Raw genomic sequence first — 18,854 nt, 5'->3', positions numbered from 1 at the left:
GCGGCGAGGATGGCGATGGCGCAATAATGCGTCCGTGCGGTCGGGCATACGCCGTGTGGAACCGCGCCGCGCATCGCTTACAATCGCCGCCATGAATACTTCCACTTCTTCCTCCGGCGCGGCGCCGTCAAGCGGTCTGCCGCGCATTGCCGTGCTCGCGACGGGCGGCACGATCGCGGGTTCCGCCGCCGATGCCACGAATACCGCCGGTTATCAGGCGGGCGTGGTCGGCGTCGACCGGCTGCTCGCGGCGGTGCCGGCGCTGGCGGGCTTGGCGCAGGTGCAAGCCGAACAGGTTGCCAGCATCGACAGCAAGGACATGGCGCTCGCGCTGTGGACCACGCTCGCGCAACGGGTGAACACGCTGCTCGCCGCGGACGACATCGACGGCGTCGTCATCACGCACGGCACCGATACACTCGAAGAGACCGCGTATCTGCTGCATCTCACCGTGAAGAGCACGAAACCGGTCGTACTGACCGCCGCCATGCGGCCCTCCACGGCACTCTCCGCCGATGGACCGCTGAACCTGCTGAACGCGGTCGTCGTGGCTGCCAGCGCCTCGGCGCACGGGCAGGGCGTGCTCGTCGCGGTCAATAACCGGATCCACAGCGCGCGCGACGTCGTGAAAACCAGCACGTTCGCCGTCGACGCCTTCCAGTCGCCCGAAGTCGGCGCGCTGGGTTGGGTGCAGGACGGGCAGGTCGAGTTTCAGCGCGGCGTCGTGCGTGTGCATACGATCGCCACCGAATTCGTGATCGGCGCGCAATGGCCCGACGTCGAGATCGTCACGAGTTACGCGGGCGCGTCGCGCGTGGCCGTCGATGCGTTTGTCGCGGCGGGTGTGCGCGGCATCGTGGTCGCGGGCACCGGGAACGGCTCGATCCATGCGTCGATCCAGCTGGCACTCGCGGATGCCGTGTCGCAGGGCGTGGCCGTCGTGCGCGCGTCGCGGGTCGGCGCCGGTCACGTGATGCGCAACGGCGCCGCACCCGACGACACGCTCGGTTTTGTCGCCGCGAACGGGCTGAATCCGTACAAGTCGCGCGTGCTGCTGATGCTGGCGCTCGCCGCCGGCGCAACCGGCCCGGTCGTGCTGCAGCGCGCTTTCGATACCTATTGAGCGGCGGGCACGTCGCGAGGTTTGGCCGTCTGTGAGGTAATCCACGCGACTGGATGCTACCGGTCACGCCCGGCATGCAATTCGTGACGCTCGCCGGCGCGATCGCCAACGACGTCCACGGCAGGAATCATCACGCACGCCATATGACGTATCGATGAAACGCGGCGGTGCAGGTTCGACCTGGACCGCCGCGTTTTTTGTTTACGTCATGTTCGACGTAACGTATCGAAGCAACCTTACACAGCGGGAATCACCAGCACCTGACCCGGATAGATCCTGTCCGGACTCTTCAGCATCGGTGTATTCGCCTGAAAGATCACGTCGTTTTTCGCGCCGCTGCCGTAATATTTTTCCGCGATCTTCCACAGGTTGTCGCCGGAGACGACCGTGTGGAACCGGGCTTCCGGCGCCGGACGGGTGACCGTGAGCTGATCGTCCACCTTTTCGACGTTGTGCACGTTGCCGGCCGCGACGAGGATTTTTTCTTTCGTCGCCTGGTCAGGCGCTTCGCCCGAAACGGTGACGGTATGGCTCGCGCCGTCGTACGTGACCTGCAGGCTGGTGGCCTTCAGGCCCTGAACCTTGATGTAGTTCGCGATGGCGTCGCCGGCAATCCTGTTCAGCGTGGCGATATCCACGGGTGCCGCCGCTGGATCTGCCTGAGCGGCTTGAGCCGGTGCCGCTGCCGTGCCGAACAGTTTTTCGCCGGCGTCCTTGATGAAACTGAGCATACCCATCGATCGTTCTCCTGACGTGATGAAGAGGGCGCATGCAGCCCCCTGGGAATCTGATCGCAAGACAACCAGATAGAACCGGTCAATGGTAAGAAAGAATGACGGGAGGTTTGTCAAAAAAGATGAAGGCGGACGGTCCGGCCATGAGGGCCGGGAGCGCGCGTGGAAAAACATGAAATCCGACAGCCGGACACCCGACGACGACGTCTGACCGACCAAGGCTTCCCCGGCATCGCCGGGCGCCGCTGCGGACCCCACTGGCCGCTCTCAGCCCAGAGCGGCTCGATTTGCCTCACCCGTCACGCGTGCCGCGCAGCGGACAAAGCGCCCCACTGATCTGGCCGCCGCGCGAGTGGCGGCGGCCATGTTGTGCCACTACGATATATCTCGACCCGCCAGCGCCGCGAACCTGACGCACACGCACGCTAACGGGCCTTTGGAGAAAACGTCGTGAATCAGGCCGCTTTCGCTTCCTTGCCGGGGGCCTGCGCCACTTCGAAGTTCGCCATGATTTCCAGCGCGCGCACCATCGCCGAGTGATCCCATGCCTTGCCGCCGTTTGCCACGCACACGCTGAACAGTTGCTGCGCGCTCGCGGTGTGGGGCAGCGCGATACCGAGCTTGCGCGCGCCATCGAGTGCGAGGTTCAGGTCCTTTTGATGCAGCTCGATGCGAAAGCCCGGATCGAACGTACGCTTCGTCATGCGCTCGCCGTGCACTTCGAGAATGCGCGACGAGGCGAAGCCACCCATCAGGGCCTTGCGCACGCGTTCCGGATCGGCGCCCGAACGCGCGGCAAACAGCAGTGCTTCGGCAACCGCCTCGATGTTCAGCGCGACGATGATCTGGTTCGCGACCTTGCACGTCTGGCCCGCACCGTTGTCGCCGATAAGCGAGACGTTCTTGCCCATCAGGTCGAACAGCGGCTTCGCGATGTCGAACGATTTCTGCGAACCGCCCACCATGATCGTCAGCGTCGCTTCACGTGCGCCGACCTCACCGCCCGATACCGGCGCGTCGAGGTAATCGCAACCGAGTGCGTTGATCTTCTTCGCGAACGCCTGGGTTTCGAGCGGCGAAATCGAGCTCATGTCGATGACGAGTTTGCCTTTCGTGAGACCGTTCGCGACGCCATCGTCGGCGAACAGCACGTTGGCCACGTCGGGCGTGTCAGGCACCATCGAGATGACGATGTCGGCGGCTTTCGCGACGGCGGTCGAACTCTCGACGACCGTGGTCTGCGTGCGCAGATCGTCAGGCACCGGATACGCGCCGTTGACGATCAGCGTGTGACCGCCCTTGATGAGATTGCGCGCCATATGCGCGCCCATGATGCCGAGACCGATGAAACCGATTTTTGCCATTGATGTATCTCCGTGATACCGGGTTGATCGTTTGAAACCGTGCGCTGACCTCTAGGCCGCGACGTGCGCCGCGCCGCGTGCCTGGCCGGCGATGCGCTGGACCCAGTCGAGCCCGGCGGCGGTCGTCGTGCGCGGCTTGTATTCGCAGCCGATGTAGCCTGCGTAGCCCAGCGAGTCGAGCAGTTCGAACAGGAACGGGTAGTTGATTTCGCCGGTGCCCGGTTCGTTGCGGCCGGGGTTGTCGGCGAGCTGGATGTGTGCGATCTGCGGCAGGTTCTTTTTGATCGTCGCCGCGAGTTCGCCTTCCATGCGCTGCATGTGATAGATGTCGTATTGCAGGAACAGGTTGTCCGAACCGACAGCGCGAATCACGTCGAGACCTTCCGACGAACGGTTCAGCGCGAAGCCGGGAATATCGTACGAGTTGCATGGCTCGACCAGCAGCCGGATGCCTTCTTTCTTCAGCGCATCAGCGGCAAAACGCAGGTTGTCGACGATCGTCGAGCGCGCCTTGTCCGCGTCGATGCCGGCCACCGGAATGCCGACGAGGCAGTTCAGTTGCGGCACCTTCAGCGCCTTCGCGTATTCGATCGCGCGCCCGACGCCTTCCTGGAATTCGCCGACCCGGTCCGGCAGACACGCGATACCGCGCTCTCCTGCTTCCCAGTTGCCCGCGGGCAGGTTGTGCAGCACGAGCTTCAGACGGTTCTGCTGAAGACGTTCGGCCAGTTCGGTTGTCTTGAACGGATAGGGGAACAGGAATTCGACGGCGTTGAAGCCCGCGTCCGCCGCCGCTGCGAAGCGGTCGAGGAACGGGACTTCGTTGAACAGCATGGTCAGATTGGCGGCAAATTTTGGCATGATTCGAATGGTTTCCGGCTGGTCGGTCAGTTGAAAAGAAGAAGCTCAGTCGAGTGTGCTGATCGCTGTCGGCGCATCTTCGTGCCTTGCGGCGAGTTCTTCGAACTCGTTCACCGCGTCGATCTCCGTGCCCATCGAAATGTTCGTCACGCGCTCCAGAATCACTTCGACAATCACCGGCACGTTGAACTCGGAGAGCATCGACTGCGCACGTTGCAGCGCGGGCTTGAGTTCTTCCGGCTTGAACACGCGGATCGCCTTGCAGCCGAGACCCTCGGCCACCGCGACGTGATCGACGCCATAGCCGTTCACTTCCGGCGCGTTGATGTTGTCGAACGCGAGTTGCACGCAGAAGTCCATGTCGAACGCGCGCTGCGCCTGACGGATCAGTCCGAGGTACGAGTTGTTCACGACCACATGCACGTACGGCAGGTTGAACTGCGCACCGACGGCCAGCTCTTCGATCATGAACTGGAAGTCGTAGTCGCCCGAGAGCGCGACGATCGGACGTTGCGGGTCGGCTGCGCGCACACCGAGCGCAGCCGGAATCGTCCAGCCCAGCGGGCCGGCCTGGCCGCAGTTGATCCAGTTGCGCGCCTTGTACACGTGCAGGAACTGCGCGCCGGCGATCTGCGACAGACCGATCGTGCTCACATAGCACGTGTCGCGGCCGAACACCTGGTTCATCTCTTCGTACACGCGCTGCGGCTTGATCGGCACGTTGTCGAAGTGCGTCTTGCGATGCATCGTGCGCTTGCGTTCCTGGCAATCCGCGACCCATGCGCCACGGTCCTTCAGCTTGCCGGCGGCCTTCCATTCCTTCGCCACCTCGACGAAAAGTTCGAGCGCCTTTTTCGCATCCGACACGATGCCGAGATCGGGGCCGAACACGCGGCCGATCTGCGTCGGTTCGATGTCGACGTGCACGAACTTGCGGCCCTTCGTGTAGACCTCGACGCTGCCCGTATGACGGTTCGCCCAGCGGTTGCCGATACCGAGCACGAAGTCGGAGGCGAGCATCGTCGCGTTGCCGTAGCGATGCGAGGTTTGCAAGCCGACCATGCCGGCCATCAGCGGATGATCGTCGGGAATCGCGCCCCATGACATCAGCGTCGGAATCACCGGCACGCCGACCGTTTCCGCGAACGTCACGAGCAGATCTTCAGCGGCTGCGTTCAGCACGCCGCCGCCGGAGACGATCAATGGCTTGTCCGAATCGTTGAGCAACGTCAGCGCGGCTTCGATCTGCTTGCGCGTGGCGGCGGGCTTGTAGACCGGCAGCGGTTCGTACGTGTCGATGTCGAATTCGATTTCGGCGAGCTGCACGTCGATCGGCAGATCGACCAGCACCGGACCCGGACGGCCCGAGCGCATCAGATGGAACGCCTGCTGGAACACGCGCGGCACGAGCGCCGGCTCGCGCACCGTCACCGCCCATTTCGTGACCGGCTTCGCGATCGACTCGATATCGACGGCCTGGAAGTCTTCCTTGTAGAGACGCGCGCGCGGCGCCTGACCGGTAATCGCGAGAATCGGAATCGAGTCGGCCTGCGCGGAATAGAGACCGGTGATCATGTCGGTGCCGGCGGGGCCCGACGTGCCGATGCAGACGCCGATGTTGCCCGGCGACGCCCGCGTATAGCCCTCGGCCATGTGCGACGCGCCTTCGACGTGCCGCGCGAGCACGTGGCTGATATTGCCGGCCTTGCGCATCGCCGAGTAGAACGGGTTGATCGCGGCGCCCGGTACACCGAACGCGGTATCGATACCTTCTCGTTCGAGCACGAGTACGGCTGCGTCGACGGCTCTCATCTTGGCCATGAATGTCTCCTGAATGTCTTTGAATGCTGTCTGAACTGCGTCGGGCGAGCCGTTGCAGGCTGTTGAGATGCACTTTAGGCTTCACCCGAAGTTTTGATAAGATCGGTTCAGGTCGCTTATTCCGAAACAAAAAGTATGGAATGCCGTTTCTGCGGGGTTTGTCCGCGAGCGCGGTGTGGGAAGTTGTCGAAACAGCGACAGGAGACAGAAAATGGACCGCTTCAAGCAGATCGAAACCTTCGTGCGCGTCGCCGACGCGGGAAGCCTCGCGGCCGCGGCGCTGGAGGAGGGCGTATCGCCCGTGATCCTCGGGCGGCGCATCGACGCGCTCGAAAAGCGGCTCGGCGTGAAGCTGATGTACCGCTCGACGCGGCGGCTCGTCGTCAGCGAGGAAGGCACGGCGTTTCTCGAGCGATGCCGGGGACTCCTGACCGAGTGGGACCAGGCCGAAAACGAACTGGCGGCGGGGCGGCGCGCGGTGAGCGGCCACCTGATCGTCTCGGCGCCGGCCGCTTTCGGGCGCAAGCACGTGGCGCCGCTCGCGCCGGCATTTCTCGCCGGCAAGCCGGAGCTGCAGGTGTCGTTCAATCTGACCGATCGCGTGGTCGATCTCGTGCGCGAGGGGTACGACCTGTCGATCCGCATCGGCGGCGCCGTCGATCCGAATTTCGTCGCGGTGAAACTGGCGACGAACCGGCGCGTCGTGTGCGGCACGCCCGCGTATTTCCGCCAACATGGTCGGCCGAAAACGCTCGAAGACCTGCCGCAGCACAACTGCCTTGCGTTTAATCTGCAGGGCGGCCAGAACCGCGGCTGGTATTTCCGGCGTAACGGCAAGCTCGCGACGGTGCGCGTCGGTGGCACGCTCGACTGCAACGACGGCGAACTGCTGCATCGCTGGGTGTCGGAAGGACTCGGCCTTGGCTGGCGCTCGACGTGGGAAGTGCAGCAGCAGCTCGCGCGCGGCGAACTGGAAACCGTGCTCGACGAATTCGCGCTGCCCGACTACGACATCCTCGCGGTGTATCCGCAGCAACGCTACGTGCCGGCGAAGGTGCGCTACTTTATCGATTATCTGAAGGACGTTTACGCGCGCGACGACTACTGGAGCGGCGTGGCGTAGTTAAAGTGCGCCGCGGCTGCGCCGATGGCGCGCCGCGAGGCTGTCGGCGGATATTTTTGCCGGAATGTCGCGAAGGCGGGAATAAAGTCGGTGCGCGACCCGTATTGCAGCCGTGAAGCCAGGAGGGCCCGCGTGCGCCAGACCGATACCACCAGCAGCGGAAGAAACGACGAAGCCGAACGCAGCCGTCGTTTTCGGGAACTGGCGCTGCCGCATCTCGATGCCGCTTTCAACCTCGCGCGCTGGTTGTCGGGCAATGCCAGCGATGCCGATGACATCGTCCAGGAAGCGTTTATGCGCGCATTCCGTTTCTTCGATACGTTCCGTGGCGACAATGCGCGGCCATGGCTGCTCGCGATCGTGCGGCGCACCTGGTACACGGAATGGCGTAGAAGGGCGAGCTCGCGTGAGGTGGCCGAATTCGACGATTCGCACGAAGAGGCCGTGTTCGACGGCTGGAGCCCGGCAAGCATCGATCCGCAGGCGCTGATGATCCGCGAGGAAGACGCGCGGCGCGTGCATGTCGCGCTGGAGCAGCTGCCGGTGGAGTATCGCGAGGTATTGATCCTGCGGGAACTGGAGGAACTGAGTTATCGCGAGATCGCGATCGTCGCCGATCTGCCGGTCGGGACGGTCATGTCGAGGCTTGCACGCGGCCGGCGCCGGCTGGCGGTGGCGCTGGCCGCGCAGGAAGCGCGCGGCAGCAAGACAGGGGGCACCCACACCGACGACACGCGCAACCGCGCGCCAGGTGCACGGACGGCACGCGCGGATGCGCTCGATACGCCGCCGTCCGGCTGGACGCCAGGCGATCCGGGCGCCGCGGCCGCCGGCGCGAACCAGGAGACGCCAGATGGACTGTAACGAAGTGCGTCCGCTCATCGATGCCAGCGTCGATCGCGAACTTTCGCCGGTCGAGGAACGCCGCGTGCAGCAGCACGTCGCCCGTTGCGCGGCCTGCCAGCGCGAGACGGAGATTCTGCGCGCACTGGCGGGCACGATCCGTCAGGCCAGCTACCATCGCGCGCCGGATGTGCTCAGGGCGCGTATCGTCACCGGATTGCCGGCGATCGAACCTGCTTCGCCGCCTGCGGGTGCGCGCCGACGTGCCTGGCGGTTTTCATGGTTCGACGGTTTGCGTCTGCCAGTGGGTATGGGGTTCGGCGCGGCAAACGGCAGGACGGCCGGATCGGGCTGGCTGACCGTGCTGGTCATCGCGCTGTGTGCGGCCGTCGCCGGCGTCACGCTGACGTTGCGCCGTCCCGCCAACGTCAGCCCGTTCGTCGATGAACTGGTGTCGAGTCACGTCCGGGCGCAGCTGTCGGGACGCGACATCGACGTCATTTCGACGGATCAGCACACTGTGAAGCCGTGGTTCAACGGCAGGCTCGACTATGCGCCACCGGTGGTGGATCTCACGGCGAGCGGTTTTCCGCTGGCCGGCGGCCGGCTGGATTACCTTGGCCACAGGCGGGTGGCGGTGCTGACCTATCGTTACCGCAAGCATGTGATCGACGTGTACGTGTTTCCCGACACGGACCGGGCGGGCGGCGATTCTGGCGCGTGGGCGGCCTCAACCGCTGGCGCGACGCTGGTGCGCGACGGTTATTCGCTCGTCCACTGGCGTGAGGACGGCATGGTCTGGTGGGCAATCACCGATGCCGCGCCTGATGCGCTGAGCGCGCTGGAAACCGCGCTCAAAGCCCGCCCGCAGCCATCGGAATGACGTTTTTCGGGACGGTTCGCCGCGAATCGCGCGTCCGGCCGGTTGACGTGCCGGCATGCCCACGCCTGCTTTATCCAGCAAAAACGGGGAGCTGATCGTCACGTCACACGATAACCCGTTGAAAACACGACCGAAACGGCGCGCAAACCGATGCAATGTCTTGTGTGCCGCCCCCATTCGTGCTACATTCTCCGGCTTCTCACTTGCCACACCGGTTCCGACGCCCGGGTGGCTTCTATCCATAAGTCAGCCACAAGGAGTGAATATGCGTCATTACGAAATCGTATTTATCGTGCATCCCGATCAGAGCGAGCAGGTGCCCGCCATGATCGAGCGCTACAAGACCACGATCACGTCGCACGGTGGCCAGATCCATCGTATCGAAGACTGGGGCCGTCGCCAGCTGGCCTACATGATCGAGAAACTCGCGAAGGCACACTACGTCTGCATGAACATCGAATGCGATCAAACCACGCTCGACGAGCTGGAACACGCATTCAAGTTCAACGACGCGGTTCTGCGTCACCTCATCGTCAAGCAGAAAAAGGCTGAAACCGGCCCGTCGCCGATGATGAAGGAAGTGCAGCGCGAAGAAGCCAAGAAGGCGGCTGCCACGCAACCGTCCGAAGCGCAGGCTTAAGACAATCGTTATTTAAGCCATCAGGATTAAAGCGTCGCTCTCGTGAACAGGCTGCAACTGACAGGCAGCGTCGTCGAACGCGAACCGGTGCGGTACACCCCCGCCGGCGTTCCGATTGCAAGCTGTACGTTGCTTCACCGCACGGAAGTCGTCGAAGCCGGCATTACGCGGCAAGTCGAACTGACCATGCCGGCGGTGGCCGCCGGCGAGACGAGTGGCAGGCTTGAAAAGTGTGGAATGGGCGTCGAAACGCTCTTCACCGGTTTTCTGGCCAAAAAGAGCCGCAACGCACGAACCCTGGTGTTTCACATCACAGAATTGCAGGACATTGGAAAGGACTGAACATGCCCCGCCCGACTGGTAAGAAATTCGACAAGCGTCGTCAGCAACAAAATCCGCTCTTCAAGCGCAAGAAGTTCTGCCGTTTCACGGCAGCTGGTGTCGACCAGATCGATTACAAAGACATCGAAACGCTGAAGGACTTCATCGGCGAGAACGGCAAGATCACGCCGGCGCGTCTCACGGGTACGAAGTCGCACTATCAACGCCAGCTGGACACGGCAATCAAGCGCGCGCGTTTCCTCGCGCTCGTGCCGTATACCGACCAGCACAAGGCCTAACCCGACGACGCAACAAGGAGCATCCGAATGCAGATCATTCTTCTCGAAAAAGTCGTCAACCTGGGTAACCTGGGCGATATCGTCAAGGTCAAGGACGGTTACGCACGTAACTTCCTGATCCCGAACAAGCGCGCCCGCCGTGCCACGAAGGAAGCGATCGCTGAATTCGAAGTCCGCCGTGCGGAACTCGAAAAGGTCGCCGCTGAAAAGCTGGCAGCCGCTCAGGCCCAAGGCGAAAAGCTGGCCGGCTCGACGGTCCAGATCGGCCAGAAGGCTGGCGTCGACGGCCGTCTGTTCGGCTCGGTGACGAACGCCGACATCGCAGACGCGCTGGTCAAGCAAGGCTTCGCAGTTGAAAAGGCGCAGGTCCGTCTGCCGGAAGGTCCGCTCAAGCTGGTCGGCGATCATCCGGTGCAGATCTCGCTGCACACCGACGTGCTCGTCGATGTGACGGTGTCGGTGCTGGGCGAACACGCTTAAGGCGGCGTCTGGTAACGAGGTAGTACGCCAGGCTGTTTCTGGCACAAAGGCGGGAGCCGGGAAACCGGCTCCCGCCTTTGCGTTTACGGCACCGGGCGTCGGAGGCTGTCTTTGTGGTTCCCCGACGCCGCCATTTGCACGATAATCCGTCTCCATGAACGCACCGTCGAAAGATCCCCAACTTGAATCGCTGAAAGTCCCGCCGCACTCGATCGAGGCCGAACAGTCGGTACTCGGCGGCCTGCTGCTCGACAACGCGGCATGGGACCGCATTGCGGATTTCCTGTCGCAGAGCGATTTTTACCGCTACGACCACCGGATCATCTTCGAACATATCGGCAAGCTGATCGCGGCAACGCGTCCGGCCGACGTGATCACGGTCTTCGAGGCACTCGGCACGTCGGGCAAGGCGGATGACGTCGGGGGGCTGGCCTATCTCAACGCGCTCGCGCAGAACACGCCGAGTGCGGCGAATATTCGCCGGTATGCGGAAATCGTGCGGGATCGGGCGGTGTTGCGCCGCCTCGTTTCGGTCGCCGACGAAATTTCGGCCGATGCATTCAATCCGCAAGGCAAGGAAGTGCGCCAGTTGCTGGACGAGGCCGAATCGAAAGTGTTTTCGATCGCCGAAGACGGCGCGCGCGGCACACAGGGCTTCCTGGAAATCGGGCCGCTCCTGACGCAGGTCGTCGAGCGGATCGACACGCTGTACCACAGCGCGAATCCGAGCGACGTCACGGGGACGCCGACAGGCTTCGTCGACCTCGACCGGATGACATCGGGCATGCACGGCGGCGAGCTGATCATCGTCGCGGGGCGGCCTTCGATGGGTAAGACCGCGTTTTCGATGAACATCGGCGAATATGTCGCGGTCGAGTATGGTCTGCCGGTGGCCGTGTTCTCGATGGAAATGCCGGGTACACAGCTGACGATGCGTATGCTCGGGTCGGTTGGCCGGCTCGACCAGCACCGGATGCGAACCGGGCGCCTGACCGACGAAGACTGGCCGAAGCTCACGCACGCCGTGCAGAAAATGAGCGAGGCGCAGATTTTCATCGACGAAACCGGCGGTTTGAACCCGATGGAACTGCGCTCGCGGGCGCGGCGTCTGTCGCGTCAATGCGGCAAGCTGGGCCTGATCATCATCGATTACCTTCAATTGATGAGCGGTTCATCGTCGTCGGGTGAAAACCGGGCGACCGAAATTTCAGAAATTTCCCGTTCGCTCAAGAGTCTCGCGAAGGAACTCGACGTGCCGGTCATCGCGCTCTCGCAGTTGAATCGCGGCCTGGAGCAGCGACCCAACAAGCGCCCGATCATGTCCGACCTGCGGGAATCCGGTGCTATCGAGCAGGATGCCGACGTGATCCTGTTCATTTATCGTGACGAAGTCTATAACCCGGACAGCCAGGACAAGGGCACCGCCGAGATCATCATTGGTAAACAGCGGAATGGTCCGATCGGACCCGTTCGGCTCACGTTCCACGGTCAATTCACGAAGTTCGACAATTTTGCGGGTGCTCAGAATTTCTACGGCGAGTAAAGCCGTAGCGGCCCGATCTGTTGTAACCACGCCCTCACAAGTGCGGCCTCCCGGCCGCGACGGTACAATATTGCGGTTTTATGTCAGTCATAATCGTGACCAATTTCCGGGATCCCAATGTTCGGTCGATTCATGCCCACCGAGGGCAAGTTCTTTGAATATTTCAACGCGCACGCCGCCTGTATCGTATCGGCGAGCCACGAACTCGAGCTGCTGATCGATAACCTGTCGGATGCCGAGATCCACAAGCAGAACGTGCAGGCCGCCGAAAAAGCCGCCGACAAACTGACACACGAAACGATCGACCTGCTGCACAAGACCTTCATTACGCCGCTCGACCGCGACGAGATCCACAAACTGATCACGACGATGGACGACATCCTCGACCTGATGGAGGACGTCGCGACCGCCATTTCGCTGTACGACGTGCAGGCCGTTACCTCGGAAGCGAGCCAGCTGGCGCATATCTGCACGGCCACGAGCGAGCGTGTGCAGTTCGCGGTTGGCCTGCTGTCGGACATGAAGCAGGCGAGCCAGATCCTGAAAGCGTGTGAAGACATCGACCGTCTCGAATCGGAAGCGGACCGCGTGCTGCGTGCCGCGATATCGAAACTCTTCCGCGAAGAAGACAATGTGAAGACCCTGATCAAGCTCAAGGCAATTTACGAACTGCTCGAGACGATCACCGACAAATGCGAGGATGTGGCAAACATCATCGAAGGCATCGTGCTGGAAAACGCCTGAGATGCAATCGATTCAACTTGCTATCTGGGTTGTCGCAGCCCTCGTTGCCGTTGCGCTCGTTTTCGATTTCATGAACGGCTTCCACGACGCCGCGAATTCGATTGCAACCGTCGTGTCGACCGGTGTCCTGAAACCGCAACAGGCGGTGGCATTCGCGGCGGCCTTTAACGTCATCGCGTATTTCATCTTTCACCTCAAGGTCGCCCAGACGGTCGGCAAGGGCACGATCGATCCGGAAATCGTCGACCATTACGTCATATTCGGTGCGCTGGTTGGCGCGATCGGCTGGAATATCGTCACGTGGTACTACGGCATTCCTTCGAGTTCGTCGCATGCACTGATCGGCGGTCTTGTTGGCGCGGCACTCGCGAAGTCGGGCTGGGGCTCGCTCAACCTCGACGGTCTTCTGAAAACGGTCGCGTTCATTTTCATCTCGCCGCTGCTCGGTTTCGTGCTCGGATCGTTCTTCATGCTGGCGGTATCGTGGCTCTACTTCCGTACGCCACCCAGCAAGGTCGACCGGCGCTTCCGGCGTCTCCAGCTGGTGTCCGCAGGTTTGTACAGCCTCGGCCATGGCGGCAACGACGCGCAGAAAACCATCGGCATCATCTGGATGCTGTTGATCGCGACGGGCTACGCTTCGGCAACCGCCGATGCCCCGCCGATCTGGGTGATCGGCGGCTGTTATCTGTCGATGGGCCTCGGCACGCTGTTCGGCGGCTGGCGTATCGTTCGCACGATGGGGCAGAAGATCACGAAGCTCAAACCGGTTGGCGGTTTTTGCGCCGAATCGGGTGGCGCGATCACGCTCTTCATCGCTTCCTCGCTCGGCATCCCGGTATCGACCACGCATACGATTACTGGCGCGATTGTCGGCGTGGGCGCGACGCGAAAGCTGAGTGCCGTGCGCTGGGGCGTTGCGGGCAATATCGTCTGGGCCTGGATTCTCACGATTCCGGCTTCCGCGGTGCTCGCCGCGGCCGGATGGTGGGTTGGACACCGCCTGCTATGAATCATTGAAGCCTCGCGCACCGGCTCGCATCAGATGAGCGGCGCGCTACCGCCATCCATTGGGATGATCGCCCCGGTGACGTAGCTTGCACGCCGGCTCGCGAGGAACAACGCGACGTCGGCGATTTCCTCCGGCTTTGCGAAACGCCCAAGCGGCACCTTCGCCTGTCCGCGCGTGAGCGCCTCGTCCGTGCCAATGCCTTGCTGGCTGGCTTCCAGCTTCAATGCTTCTTCAACACGTTCCGTGAGCGTGGCGCCCGGATTGATCGCGTTGATCCGGATGCCGTAGCGCGCGTAATAGTGCGCAAGCCCTACCGTGGCCAGCATCAACGCCGCGTTTGCGGCGCCGCCCGCGATATGGATGTCGCTGGCGATCTTCCCGCCCATGCCGATGACATTCACGATGGTGCCGGGCTCCGATCCGCCGCCCGCCTTGATGCGCTCGACCATTCTGCGCAGCACTTCCTGCTGCGGATAGATGTACGGAAAATATTTGGCGTCCATCGTTGCCTTGAATGCTGCGGCATCGAGTGTCTCCGGATCGTAGCGTTTCGCCGCCCCGGCGCTGTTGATCAGGATATCGATCGGGCCCATTGCCTGGCTGGCTTCCTCGACGACGTCCGCTGCGCTGTGGGGCTCGTGCAGATCCGCGCGCGTTAAATGCACATGCAGACCCTCTTTCGCCAGTTGCTCACGGGCACGGGCGAGATTGGCGGGATCGCGCGACACGATTGCAACTTTCGCACCTTCCGTTGCGAACGCGCGTGCGCACGCAAGCCCGATGCCTTTGCTGCCGCCGGTGATCAGCACCACCTTGTTTTTCAGACCGAGATCCATCGCTTGTCACCCGCTATCAGGAGAATATGGGCAACGATAGCAGAGCCCCGGACCGGCGGCGAGTCGGCCGAACGGCATATGGACTGAGTCGGCGGAAAGTCAGAAACTGCCGTTAGCAAAACGGGCAATCGGATCGTCGCCGGTTTGCGTGGGCGCGGGAAGGGGGCGAGAGGCGGTGGAGGCGCGCATGATCCGTACGCCGCCATCGTCTTTGGGTTGCGGCGGTGTTTGTATCTGCTGGGCTTGTTGCGCCTGCTGTGCAGCGACAGTCGCTGATGGCGGCGGTTCGAAGGCGTCGGCGGCGGCGTCGATCGCGTCTGGCGCCGGGTTGGTGGCGGTCGAAGGCAACGGCGGGCGCGAAGATGCGGAAACGTCGATCTGGGGAGACGCATAAGCGTCCGCATCCGGTTGGGTTCGCGCGGCACCGGAGACGACACCCGGTGAAGTCGCACCCGCTGCGCGTGCCTGTATCTGGGCGGCGGTCATGCCGGGCGGAGGCGGCTCGAACGGGTCGGCGGATGCTGAGCCTGGCGCAGCGGGAACAGCCGCGATCGCGGCCGGCGGCGTTGCCGTAGTGACGATTGCAGCGGTGGCGACTGGCGGTATCGAACGCGGTGTGCTGGCGACGGTTCGCGTCAAAGGCGCGACGGAAGCGCCACTCGCCCCGGCGTAAGCGGATTGCGCTGGCGGCCGTGAAGTCATTTGCGCCGGGGACGGGCTGCCGGACTCAGGCGTGGCGGATGCCTGATAAGTCGGCGTATCGAACGGCGCGGGTTTGCTGGCTGGCGGCGCAACCCGCCGGATGCCGTCGAATCGCTTTGCCCAGTATGGGTTCGTCAGATAGTCGATCCGCACGGTGCCACCGGTCGATGGCGCGTTCACGAAGCGAAGCTTGCCGACATAAATGCCGACGTGCGAGTGCGGCCGTCCGGTCGTGTTGAAGAAAATCAGATCGCCAGTGGCGATTTCATCCGGTTCGATGGATTCGCCGCGACTGCTCATGTCCGCCGTCGTGCGGGGCAGATTGACAGATGCCGCGCGCGATACCACGTAGCGCACCAGCCCGCTGCAGTCGAAGCCGCTGTCCGGCGTGTTGCCGCCCCAGCGATAGGGCACGCCGACAAGGCTCATCGCCTGAATCGAGATTTCCTCGCGTCCGACAGTGTGATCGACAAAATTGGGGAAGCCGGGCGGAGTGGTCCGGTATGCGCCAGCGTTCGATGTGGTCGAAGCGGCCGGGCCACGCGTCGTCTTCTGCGGCGCGCCCGAGCAGGCGGCGAGCAGAAGCACGATCAGCAGCGAAAACCCGGTTCGGCGCATGGCAACGCGGACGGGCGTAAACGTCCGCTTAAGGCGAAGATGTGCCGATGGTAGCCCGTCTGGCATGGGCCGGGCAACAAAACCTGATAATTTACTTGAAGTTCATGCGCTAAATGTTGCTGTCGCGAAACGGGAATGAACCGCGAGGTCATGAAAAAAGCCGCGCCGGATTCATCCGGCGCGGCTTTCCGATCAGAAAGACTGACAAAAACTACAGGATTTCGGATGCGTAATCGGCCAGTCGCGAGCGTTCACCGCGAGCCAGCGTCACGTGTCCGCTGTGCGCCCAGCCCTTGAAGCGGTCGACTACGTACGTCAGGCCCGAGCTGCCTTCCGTCAGGTACGGCGTATCGATCTGCGCGATATTGCCGAGACAGATGATCTTCGTGCCCGGACCCGCCCGCGTGACAAGCGTCTTCATCTGCTTTGGCGTCAGGTTCTGCGCTTCATCGATGATCAGATACTTGTCGACGAACGTCCGGCCGCGCATGAAGTTCATGCTTTTCACTTTCAGGCGCGAGCGGATCAATTCCTGGGTGGCGGCGCGCCCCCATTCACCGGCAGCATCGTCGGTTTTCTGGAGCACTTCGAGGTTGTCGTCGAATGCACCCATCCACGGCTGCATCTTTTCCTCTTCCGTGCCGGGCAGGAAGCCGATGTCTTCGCCGACTGGCACCGTCGCGCGCGTCACGATGATTTCGTTGTAGCGCTTGTCGTCCAGCACCTGTGCGAGGCCCGCCGCCAGCGCGACGAGCGTCTTGCCGGTACCCGCCTGACCCAGCAGCGTGACGAAATCGATTTCCGGATTCATCAGCAGATTGAGCGCGAAGTTCTGTTCGCGGTTGCGTGCCGTGATGCCCCACACATTGTTCTTGTGGTGGCCGTAGTCACGCAGCGTCTGCAGCAGCGCGGTCTTGCCGTTCAGTTCGCGAACGAGTGCGTGGAACGCCGGCTCGCCGTTCTGCGGTTCGAGGTAGACGAACTCGTTGACGAGCATCGACGCGCACAGCGGACCGGTGACGCGGTAATACGTCGTGCCGGTCTTCGTGTCCTGCCAGCTTTCCATGCCCTTCGCGTGCTTCGTCCAGAAGTCCTGCGGCAGCGCACGAATGCCGGAATAGAGCAGGTCGCTGTCTTCGAGTACCTGGTCGTTGAAGTAGTCTTCAGCGGGCAGTCCGAGCGCGTGCGCCTTGATCCGCATGTTGATGTCTTTCGACACCAGCACGACCTGCCGGTCCTCGCGATCGCGCTGCAACGCACGCACGACACCGAGAATCTGGTTGTCCGCCTTGCCTTGCGGAAGGCCTTCAACCGGCTCGATGTGCGTGAGCTTCGTCTGGAAATACAGGCGTCCGGCGGCCTCGCGGCTGCCGAGGCGCGACAGCGAAATGCCTTCCGACATCTGCCCCGCGTTGGCGACGAGCGCGTCGAGCGTCCGGCTGACCTGGCGCGCGTTACGTGCGACTTCCGACATCCCTTTCTTGTGGTTGTCGAGTTCTTCCAGCGTCATCATCGGCAGATAGACGTCGTGTTCCTCGAACCGGAACAGGCAGCTCGGATCGTGCATCAGCACATTCGTGTCCAGCACGAAGAGCTTGTGGATATCGATATCATTCGTTTTGCGGCTACGGTTTTTCGCCGTGCCACGGGTGCCCGGTGCGGCTGCAGCGGGCGTGGCTACGTCCGCCTGTTTGCCCGCACGGGCAACGACAGGCTGTGCGGCGGGCTGCTCCGGCTCGGCGCGTGCGGCCGGCACCGGTTGCAGCAACGCGGCGGTCTGTTTCTGCCGGCGTCCGCGCGCGGGCGCTTCGGCGGCGGGCGTTGCCGGAACGGGGCGCAGCGTCGTGGCGGCGTTGGCCGCATGCGACATCGGCGTCGCGACATTGGCGCGGCCGATGTCGGCTACTGGCGCGGCTGTCTGCGCCGGCTCGCCTTCGTGCGCCTGTTTGCGGGCGGATTTGGCCGCCGGGGTGGCTTTCGCCTTGTATTCGTCAGGCGGCAGGAGATTGCCGAGCTTGCTGGGTGCGGTAGGCAAAGGCATGGTTTCCCTCGAAAAAAGCGGGTCACATATCGTGCGTCGCCTGTCGCATCCTGTCGTGCCCGAATTGCGCACGCAGTTTGCGTCCGGAGACGCGCTTTGGTCTAGAAATGCCGGTTCGCCTGAGTTTCGATGAGCTCCTTGAGGAAAACGCGTTGCTGAACGAAAGAGCGGCTTCGCGCAAATAAAAAAGCCGCCGCCCCGGCAAACGGAGCAAGCGGCTCGACTTCGGTCGTCGCGTGGCGCCTCACTTCTTCGACGGCGGCGGTATCGAACCCGGCGTCAAAGTTGCCGTCAAGGGTGCCATTGGCGGCGGCGCAGCGGCGGAAAGAATGGGATGGACAGTCACTCATTACAGCCCAATATAACGCGGCTCAAAGGCCTTGTACAGTTTCCAGAATCTCGTCGACATGCCCTGGCACCTTGACGCCGCGCCATTCGTGACGCAGCACGCCGTCGCCGTCGATCAGGAACGTCGAGCGTTCGATGCCCCGTACTTCTTTGCCATACATTTTCTTCAGTTTCATGACGCCGAAGAGCAGGCACAGCGTTTCTTCGGGATCCGATACCAGCGGAAACGGCAATTCGAGCTTCGACTTGAAGTTGTCATGCGAGCGGACGCTGTCGCGCGATACGCCGACAATCTCCGCGCCAGCCTTTCTGAACTTCGGATACAGGTCGCGGAACTGCAGGCCTTCGGTCGTGCAGCCCGGCGTGTTGTCCTTCGGGTAAAAATACAGCACCACCTTCTTGCCCCGAAGACTGGACAGCGTGAATTCGCCGCCGGTCGCGGCAGCGGTGAAGTCGGGGACGGGTTGGTCGACTGCGATGGGCACGAGGTTCTCCGTTTGTTATTGGCCGGCGCGCCG

19 protein-coding genes and 1 pseudogene are annotated in these 18,854 nt (G+C 62.7%); 11 read left to right on the top strand and 9 right to left on the bottom strand.

Annotated elements, in window-relative coordinates:
• The first annotated feature begins 91 nt into the window (after positions 1-91).
• Positions 92-1,123: an asparaginase gene (locus LPA34_RS02490; protein WP_228974530.1), complete on the top strand. Its 1,032-nt coding sequence runs from the start codon at positions 92-94 to the stop codon at positions 1,121-1,123.
• A gap of 236 nt (positions 1,124-1,359) precedes the next feature.
• Here LPA34_RS02490 and lysM read toward each other — a convergent pair whose 3' ends face one another.
• The 4 genes and pseudogenes from lysM to gcl form a co-directional block, all read right to left on the bottom strand.
• On the bottom strand, positions 1,360-1,860 hold the full coding sequence (lysM, locus tag LPA34_RS02485) for a peptidoglycan-binding protein LysM (protein WP_228974529.1): 501 nt from the start codon (positions 1,858-1,860) through the stop codon (positions 1,360-1,362).
• A 452-nt stretch (positions 1,861-2,312) separates the two neighbouring features.
• Positions 2,313-3,239 (bottom strand): annotated as a pseudogene (locus tag LPA34_RS02480) (2-hydroxy-3-oxopropionate reductase); the annotation flags it as partial.
• A gap of 33 nt (positions 3,240-3,272) precedes the next feature.
• Entirely contained in the window at positions 3,273-4,082 is an 810-nt protein-coding gene (gene hyi, locus LPA34_RS02475) for a hydroxypyruvate isomerase (protein WP_228974525.1), read from the bottom strand.
• A 45-nt stretch (positions 4,083-4,127) separates the two neighbouring features.
• Positions 4,128-5,903 (bottom strand): glyoxylate carboligase, encoded by a 1,776-nt coding sequence (gene gcl / locus LPA34_RS02470; protein ID WP_228974523.1) that lies wholly within the window; start codon positions 5,901-5,903, stop codon positions 4,128-4,130.
• Between the two features lie 211 nt (positions 5,904-6,114).
• On the opposite strand from gcl, the gene LPA34_RS02465 reads away from it, so the two are divergent.
• The 10 genes from LPA34_RS02465 to LPA34_RS02420 all read left to right on the top strand — a co-directional run bounded on the left by LPA34_RS02465 (position 6,115) and on the right by LPA34_RS02420 (position 13,791).
• Positions 6,115-7,026 (top strand): substrate binding domain-containing protein, encoded by a 912-nt coding sequence (locus LPA34_RS02465; protein ID WP_228974521.1) that lies wholly within the window; start codon positions 6,115-6,117, stop codon positions 7,024-7,026.
• Between the two features lie 132 nt (positions 7,027-7,158).
• Positions 7,159-7,890 (top strand): RNA polymerase sigma factor, encoded by a 732-nt coding sequence (locus LPA34_RS02460; protein ID WP_228974519.1) that lies wholly within the window; start codon positions 7,159-7,161, stop codon positions 7,888-7,890.
• Complete coding sequence (locus LPA34_RS02455; RefSeq protein WP_228974517.1) at positions 7,880-8,752, top strand: anti-sigma factor family protein; 873 nt, start codon at positions 7,880-7,882, stop codon at positions 8,750-8,752. Before LPA34_RS02460 ends, LPA34_RS02455 begins: the two co-directional genes overlap by 11 nt.
• 265 nt (positions 8,753-9,017) lie before the next feature.
• Positions 9,018-9,392 (top strand): 30S ribosomal protein S6, encoded by a 375-nt coding sequence (gene rpsF / locus LPA34_RS02450; RefSeq protein ID WP_090533281.1) that lies wholly within the window; start codon positions 9,018-9,020, stop codon positions 9,390-9,392.
• 42 nt (positions 9,393-9,434) lie between these two features.
• Positions 9,435-9,734, top strand: coding sequence for a primosomal replication protein N (gene priB / locus LPA34_RS02445; RefSeq protein ID WP_228974515.1), 300 nt, complete (start codon positions 9,435-9,437; stop codon positions 9,732-9,734).
• Between the two features lie 2 nt (positions 9,735-9,736).
• Complete coding sequence (rpsR, locus tag LPA34_RS02440) at positions 9,737-10,012, top strand: 30S ribosomal protein S18 (RefSeq protein ID WP_074264854.1); 276 nt, start codon at positions 9,737-9,739, stop codon at positions 10,010-10,012.
• A gap of 27 nt (positions 10,013-10,039) precedes the next feature.
• On the top strand, positions 10,040-10,492 hold the full coding sequence (gene rplI, locus LPA34_RS02435; protein WP_228974512.1) for a 50S ribosomal protein L9: 453 nt from the start codon (positions 10,040-10,042) through the stop codon (positions 10,490-10,492).
• Between the two features lie 154 nt (positions 10,493-10,646).
• The gene (locus LPA34_RS02430; protein ID WP_228974508.1) at positions 10,647-12,035 is read left to right on the top strand and encodes a replicative DNA helicase; all 1,389 of its coding nucleotides are present in this window, start codon (positions 10,647-10,649) and stop codon (positions 12,033-12,035) included.
• Positions 12,036-12,152: 117 nt separating this feature from the next.
• Positions 12,153-12,779 (top strand): DUF47 domain-containing protein, encoded by a 627-nt coding sequence (locus tag LPA34_RS02425; RefSeq protein WP_228974506.1) that lies wholly within the window; start codon positions 12,153-12,155, stop codon positions 12,777-12,779.
• 1 nt (position 12,780) lies between these two features.
• Entirely contained in the window at positions 12,781-13,791 is a 1,011-nt protein-coding gene (locus tag LPA34_RS02420; RefSeq protein ID WP_228974505.1) for an inorganic phosphate transporter, read from the top strand.
• A 29-nt stretch (positions 13,792-13,820) separates the two neighbouring features.
• On the opposite strand, the gene LPA34_RS02415 is transcribed toward LPA34_RS02420, so the two are convergent.
• The 5 genes from LPA34_RS02415 to LPA34_RS02395 all read right to left on the bottom strand — a co-directional run bounded on the left by LPA34_RS02415 (position 13,821) and on the right by LPA34_RS02395 (position 18,821).
• A complete protein-coding gene (locus tag LPA34_RS02415) occupies positions 13,821-14,627 on the bottom strand; it encodes an SDR family NAD(P)-dependent oxidoreductase (RefSeq protein WP_228974503.1) in 807 nt (268 codons plus the stop codon).
• 99 nt (positions 14,628-14,726) lie between these two features.
• On the bottom strand, positions 14,727-15,947 hold the full coding sequence (locus LPA34_RS02410; protein ID WP_228974501.1) for an NlpC/P60 family protein: 1,221 nt from the start codon (positions 15,945-15,947) through the stop codon (positions 14,727-14,729).
• Between the two features lie 211 nt (positions 15,948-16,158).
• Positions 16,159-17,988, bottom strand: a complete 1,830-nt coding sequence (locus tag LPA34_RS02405; protein ID WP_228974499.1) for a PhoH family protein — start codon at positions 17,986-17,988, stop codon at positions 16,159-16,161.
• A gap of 101 nt (positions 17,989-18,089) precedes the next feature.
• Positions 18,090-18,338, bottom strand: a complete 249-nt coding sequence (locus tag LPA34_RS02400) for a hypothetical protein (RefSeq protein WP_228974497.1) — start codon at positions 18,336-18,338, stop codon at positions 18,090-18,092.
• Positions 18,339-18,359: 21 nt separating this feature from the next.
• Entirely contained in the window at positions 18,360-18,821 is a 462-nt protein-coding gene (locus LPA34_RS02395) for a peroxiredoxin (RefSeq protein WP_228974495.1), read from the bottom strand.
• Between the last annotated feature and the right edge of the window lie 33 nt (positions 18,822-18,854).

The sequence above is a fragment of the Paraburkholderia gardini genome, assembly GCF_907164575.1.
GTDB lineage: Bacteria > Pseudomonadota > Gammaproteobacteria > Burkholderiales > Burkholderiaceae > Paraburkholderia > Paraburkholderia gardini.
Note: the sequence above shows the minus strand (reverse complement) of the source record. Positions and strands in the feature narration are given on the sequence as shown.

What these genes read in the sequence shown, in the direction of transcription:
- LPA34_RS02490 (WP_228974530.1), top strand. Translation starts at nt 92, where the DNA reads ATGAATACTTCCACTTCTTCCTCCGGCGCGGCGCCGTCAAGCGGTCTG.
- lysM (WP_228974529.1), bottom strand. Translation starts at nt 1,860, where the DNA reads ATGGGTATGCTCAGTTTCATCAAGGACGCCGGCGAAAAACTGTTCGGC.
- hyi (WP_228974525.1), bottom strand. Translation starts at nt 4,082, where the DNA reads ATGCCAAAATTTGCCGCCAATCTGACCATGCTGTTCAACGAAGTCCCG.
- gcl (WP_228974523.1), bottom strand. Translation starts at nt 5,903, where the DNA reads ATGGCCAAGATGAGAGCCGTCGACGCAGCCGTACTCGTGCTCGAACGA.
- LPA34_RS02465 (WP_228974521.1), top strand. Translation starts at nt 6,115, where the DNA reads ATGGACCGCTTCAAGCAGATCGAAACCTTCGTGCGCGTCGCCGACGCG.
- LPA34_RS02455 (WP_228974517.1), top strand. Translation starts at nt 7,880, where the DNA reads ATGGACTGTAACGAAGTGCGTCCGCTCATCGATGCCAGCGTCGATCGC.
- rpsF (WP_090533281.1), top strand. Translation starts at nt 9,018, where the DNA reads ATGCGTCATTACGAAATCGTATTTATCGTGCATCCCGATCAGAGCGAG.
- rpsR (WP_074264854.1), top strand. Translation starts at nt 9,737, where the DNA reads ATGCCCCGCCCGACTGGTAAGAAATTCGACAAGCGTCGTCAGCAACAA.
- rplI (WP_228974512.1), top strand. Translation starts at nt 10,040, where the DNA reads ATGCAGATCATTCTTCTCGAAAAAGTCGTCAACCTGGGTAACCTGGGC.
- LPA34_RS02430 (WP_228974508.1), top strand. Translation starts at nt 10,647, where the DNA reads ATGAACGCACCGTCGAAAGATCCCCAACTTGAATCGCTGAAAGTCCCG.
- LPA34_RS02425 (WP_228974506.1), top strand. Translation starts at nt 12,153, where the DNA reads ATGTTCGGTCGATTCATGCCCACCGAGGGCAAGTTCTTTGAATATTTC.
- LPA34_RS02420 (WP_228974505.1), top strand. Translation starts at nt 12,781, where the DNA reads ATGCAATCGATTCAACTTGCTATCTGGGTTGTCGCAGCCCTCGTTGCC.
- LPA34_RS02415 (WP_228974503.1), bottom strand. Translation starts at nt 14,627, where the DNA reads ATGGATCTCGGTCTGAAAAACAAGGTGGTGCTGATCACCGGCGGCAGC.
- LPA34_RS02410 (WP_228974501.1), bottom strand. Translation starts at nt 15,947, where the DNA reads ATGCGCCGAACCGGGTTTTCGCTGCTGATCGTGCTTCTGCTCGCCGCC.
- LPA34_RS02405 (WP_228974499.1), bottom strand. Translation starts at nt 17,988, where the DNA reads ATGCCTTTGCCTACCGCACCCAGCAAGCTCGGCAATCTCCTGCCGCCT.
- LPA34_RS02400 (WP_228974497.1), bottom strand. Translation starts at nt 18,338, where the DNA reads ATGAGTGACTGTCCATCCCATTCTTTCCGCCGCTGCGCCGCCGCCAAT.